The sequence below is a fragment of the Pseudobacter sp. genome, assembly GCF_051955275.1.
GTDB lineage: Bacteria > Bacteroidota > Bacteroidia > Chitinophagales > Chitinophagaceae > Pseudobacter.
Map to the genome: position 1 here is coordinate 1 of NZ_JBQCGW010000194.1, position 4,923 is coordinate 4,923.

The following is a 4,923-nucleotide window of genomic DNA, read 5'->3' on the forward strand; positions in this document are numbered from 1 at the left end:
AAGAAGCTGTCAGAAACAACGACAACATGATATATAAGACCTATCCCTGTAAAACATTGAAACAGATAGCAGGCCTGACCGCAAAATCCCTGCAGCTTGATTCATCCCTCTTCAAAGCAGCTGACCAGATCCCTGAAATAGCAATGTTGAAGGCAGAGAATTACCGGGGCCTGATGAAACTGGGTTATAAAGGCAGATCTGCGCTTCTGTATACATTCCCTGAAGAAGGAACCATATGGCCAATGGAGGAAAACGTAGCCGCCTCCCTCAGCCGTCTGCTGGAGACTCCCATACCAAAGGTATTCTTTGTTACCGGTGAATTACAACGCAGTGTGTACAAGAAAGGAGAAAGGGAATACCATATCCATACCATTGACAAATACAGGAAGGCTTCGCTTATCAACCTCGGTTTCGATATAGACACCCTGAACCTCTCCTTTCAGGATATCCCTGCATCCACCTCCATGCTGGTGCTGGCTGATCCCAAAATGGATCTTTCCACCGCAGTAACAGAAAAGATCCATAACTACATAAAAGCAGGAGGCAATATGCTCATCCTGGGCGAACCAGGCAAGCAATATGTGATGAACCCGGTCCTGCGCGGAACAGGCATTCAGCTGAAAGACGGTCAGCTTGTGCAGATCAGCGCCAACGAAACACCGGATAAAGTGGTAAACTATATGACATTGAACGCTTTTAGCCTGGCCGAAGAAAAGATATTGTCAATCTGGAAGAGTGTATGGTCAAAGGGAGTATTCACAGACACTTCTCTGACAACACTGGCCGGTGTTACCAGCCTGACAATTTCAGACAGCAACGGCTTTGCAGTGAAACCATTGCTGATGACACATCCTGGCAGGTCCTGGCTGAAAGCAGGCAAACTGGTCAGCGACTCCGCTGCGCCAATATTTGCACCCGGGGAGGGTGACATCCGCGAGCATTCCAGTGTAACCGGTGTACAACTTACCAGGCAGATCAACAACAAAGAGCAGCGGATCATCATAACAGGAGATGCAGATATACTGAGCACCGTGAGAGGAAACCCGGAACTGATGCATGCATTTTACAGCTGGCCGGTATATAATCAATTCCCTGTTTACACCCATCCTCCCTTTGCAAAGGACAACCAGTTCAAATTAACGCCACAAAAGGCAAGCATCCAAAAAGTGATCTTCATTTGGGTAGTACCTGCCATAGTGCTCATCATCGCAACAGTAATACTCATCCGAAGAAAAAGAAAATAAAAAAAAATGAAAGTTATTTTCAGTATCGCCAAAAATGAGTTCCGGTACCTGTTCTACTCACCTATCGCCTGGTTTGTATTACTGGTATTCCTGGTGCAGTGCGGCTATTTCTATACCGACCCTGTTTACGGATTTGCCAATAGCCAGGACATCATGTTGAAGAACGTTCCATCATTTACCGGATATGAAGGTTCTCTCACCGAGATAATATTCTTAAAAACAGAGTTCTTCCCCAATATCATGAGGAATCTTTTCCTTTTCATCCCCGTACTGACCATGGGACTGATCAGCCGCGAAAGCAACAATGGCACCAATGCGTTGCTGTATTCATCCCCTGTAAGCATCAGGAGGATCGTGCTGGGGAAATATGCCGGCATCATGTTGTACAACCTGCTGCTGGTGCTGGTGATAGCCATATTCCTGCTTACCGGCATGTTAAATATCCAGAATGCGGACTATGGGGCATTGCTTTCAGCCCTGCTCGGTTTTTACCTGCTGGTATGTACCTATTCCGCTATCGGCCTCTTTATGAGCAGCCTGAGCAATTACCAGGTGGTTTCTGCGCTGGCCACCTTTATGGCCATCTTTGTACTGAGCCGCATCGGGTCTCTTTGGCAACGGTATGATCTGGTAAGAGACCTTACCTGGTTCCTCTCCCTGCAGGACCGCACAGTGAATATGCTGAAAGGACTGATCATCACAAAAGACCTGATTTACTTTGTTATGGTTTCTCTCATGTTCATGGCATTCACTTATTTCAGGCTGACAGGCATACTGCAGTTCAGGCCCTGGTATATAAGAACAGGCAGGTACCTGGCCACCATTGCAGTGGTACTGACCATCGGGTATACCTTCTCCCGGCCAGCGCTCACCGGTTATCTCGACACTACCGACACACAGCGCAATACGCTTGCACCCGAAACACAAAAACTGTTGCAGGAATTCAGGGACAGCACACTTGAAGTGACACTATACACCAACCTGCTGGGAGATGGTCTGCAAAGAGGCATGCCCGAAGCACGGAATGTTGATTACCTCAATAACTTCTGGGCACCGTACCTGAGATTCAAACCAGACATCAAATTCAATTATGTTTATTATTATGCCTATGATGCAGAGCAGGACGACAGCACCTTCATCAAACGATATAAAGGGAAATCATTAGATGATATCGCCGGTGATTATATAGAAATGTACGATGCAAGCCCCGGCATGTTCCTGCCCGAATCACAGATCCAGCCCGTGAAGGGCCTCCGGGCAGAATGCAGCCGGCTGGTGATGCAGGTGAAGTTCCAGGGACGTACCGCATTTCTGCGGACCTTCCAGGACAATCGTTTCTGGCCGGATGAATTTCATTCAATTGCCGCATTCAACCGGGTACTGGGCACTCCCATGCCGGCAGCCGTCTTCAGCACCGGTTCACTGGAAAGGAATATCCATAAAACAGGACAAAGGGAATATGCCTTTCATACCACCTACAAAAAAAACCGCATCAGTTTGCTGAACCTGGGATTCAACTCAGACACTATCAATCTTCTTACACAATCCATTCCGGAAAAAATAAATGCTTTGGTGATTGCCGACCCTAAAGTTGAATTGAGCAATACTGTTCAACAAAAGGTTGCCAATTACGTCAGCAAGGGTGGAAACCTGATGCTCTTTGGTGAGCCCGGCAAACAGCATGTTATCAATCCGCTGCTGCAACAGTTCGGTATGCAACTTAAAAGCGGTCAGCTTGTCCGCCCTGATTACGATGAAACGCCGGATAAGATAGTGGCCTATCTGACACAACCTGGTCGTAATATGGTCACCAATATACCTGGTGTGACTATCTCGGACGACACAATGAAGGTATTGTTACCAGGCGCAGCCACTATTACAGGTACAGTGCCAGGAGAATGGAAATCAGACTCCATTGCCATTACTTACCCTAACAGTGCCTGGCTTAAAATGGGACCATTTGTGAATGACTCCATACTCCCCCCTTTCGATCCGTTGGCAGGAGACAGCAGGCAAACAAGCTTCCCTGTCATCCGCAAACTGTCCAGGAACATCAATGGAAATGACCAACGAGTGTTGATTGCCGGTGACGCAGACTTCGCCAGCAACATGCGATTCGCCTATAACAGGCGCACGATACTTGCGGCCTATAGCTGGATGGCCGGTAATAAATTCCCTGTCTTTCTGAAAGAACATCCCAATAAAGACGTAATGCTCAATATCGGTGAGCGGGCAGCGCATTACCAGAAGATCGTGTATGTATGGATAATTCCGGCTCTTGTACTTCTTGCGGGCACTATCCTGTTGATCAGAAGAAAAAGAAAATAACAGAACATGTACTTACAAACCGACGACCAAACCATCGATGACCTGGGCATTTTCGGAAAGAAGAACGGAACAGGTATCTACGATATCTATAACCACACCCATACCCGCGGGGGTGAACTGGTACTGGAAGAAATGTTCAGATCGCCCCTCTGTGATCAGGCAGCCATCAACCGGCGCAGCAGTATCATTGCACAGTTCATGAAAGCAGGATTGAAATTCCCTTTCGATGTATCCCTCTTCGACGTAACGGAAAAATACCTGCTGCATGGCAGCAGGGAACAACAGCAGCAGTTGCAGATGAGCGAGAAGGAAATACAGAACGGCGTTGCCTCCGTGATCAGCCTGCTGCATATCACAAAGGGTTTCATGGAAAGGAAAGAAGTGGCAGCAACTGCCGCCTATGCACCTGAAAGAGAAACCATCATTTCGCTATTGTCAGACCCCGCCTTTGCGCCTGTATGGAAAGAAGAACCGGGGAAGAACAAGCTTTCCTATGCAGCCGCTACGGCATTCGATGCCCTGTTCAGGGTGAGCGTCAAAAGCAGTGTGCAGCAATTGCTATCGCAGCTCTACTACATGGATGTATATATTTCTGTTGCCAGAACGGCTGAAGACAGAGGCTTCATCTTTCCAAAGGCCTTACGAAAAGGAGATGCCATACTGAATATAAAGGGCGTATATCATCCTTCACTCAAATCTGCCGTGCGCAACAATATGAGCATGCATGCCAACAGGAATGTGATCTTCCTGACCGGCGCAAACATGGCCGGTAAGTCCACCCTCCTGCGTTCACTGAGCACGGCCTTGTTTGTAGCGCATATGGGATTTCCCGTAGCGGCAGACACCATGGAGTTCTCTGTTCTCGACGGCCTGTATACCACCGTGAACCTTCCTGACAACCTGGGTATCGGCGCCAGTCATTTCTACGCAGAAGTATTAAGGGTGAAGAAGATGGCTACAGAACTGAGCCATGGGAAATCACTGTTCATCCTGTTTGACGAACTGTTCCGCGGCACCAATGTAAAAGATGCACATGAAGCTACAGTGGCCGTCACCAAAGGTTTTTCCGGCAAGCGCAACAGCCTGTTCATCATCTCATCCCATATTGTGGAAGCCGGTGAATCACTGAAACAGCAAAGCAATATCGGCTTTCAGTATTTACCTACCCGGATGAAAGGCACTGTTCCGGAATACACCTACACGCTGGAAGAAGGCATTACAGATGACCGCCATGGCATGATCATTATCCGGAATGAAGGGATCCTGGACACGCTTGCCAATGGCAGAAAGCTATCATAAATCATCAGCGTGTGGCCAGCACCGCCCCCCTGGCGCGGTAGATAAAATTTTT

Annotated in this window: 3 protein-coding genes; all 3 read left to right on the plus strand. The window is 48.0% G+C overall.

Annotated features, from left to right (window positions below):
* Positions 1–1,244, plus strand: a 1,244-nt coding sequence (locus ACTHMC_RS16990; protein ID WP_440414825.1) for a Gldg family protein, incomplete at its 5' end; no start/stop codon positions are given.
* Positions 1,245–1,250: 6 nt separating this feature from the next.
* Positions 1,251–3,572, plus strand: a complete 2,322-nt coding sequence (locus ACTHMC_RS16995; RefSeq protein ID WP_440414827.1) for an ABC transporter permease subunit — start codon at positions 1,251–1,253, stop codon at positions 3,570–3,572.
* 6 nt (positions 3,573–3,578) lie between these two features.
* A complete protein-coding gene (locus tag ACTHMC_RS17000) occupies positions 3,579–4,871 on the plus strand; it encodes a MutS-related protein (RefSeq protein ID WP_440414828.1) in 1,293 nt (430 codons plus the stop codon).
* Positions 4,872–4,923: the final 52 nt, after the last annotated feature.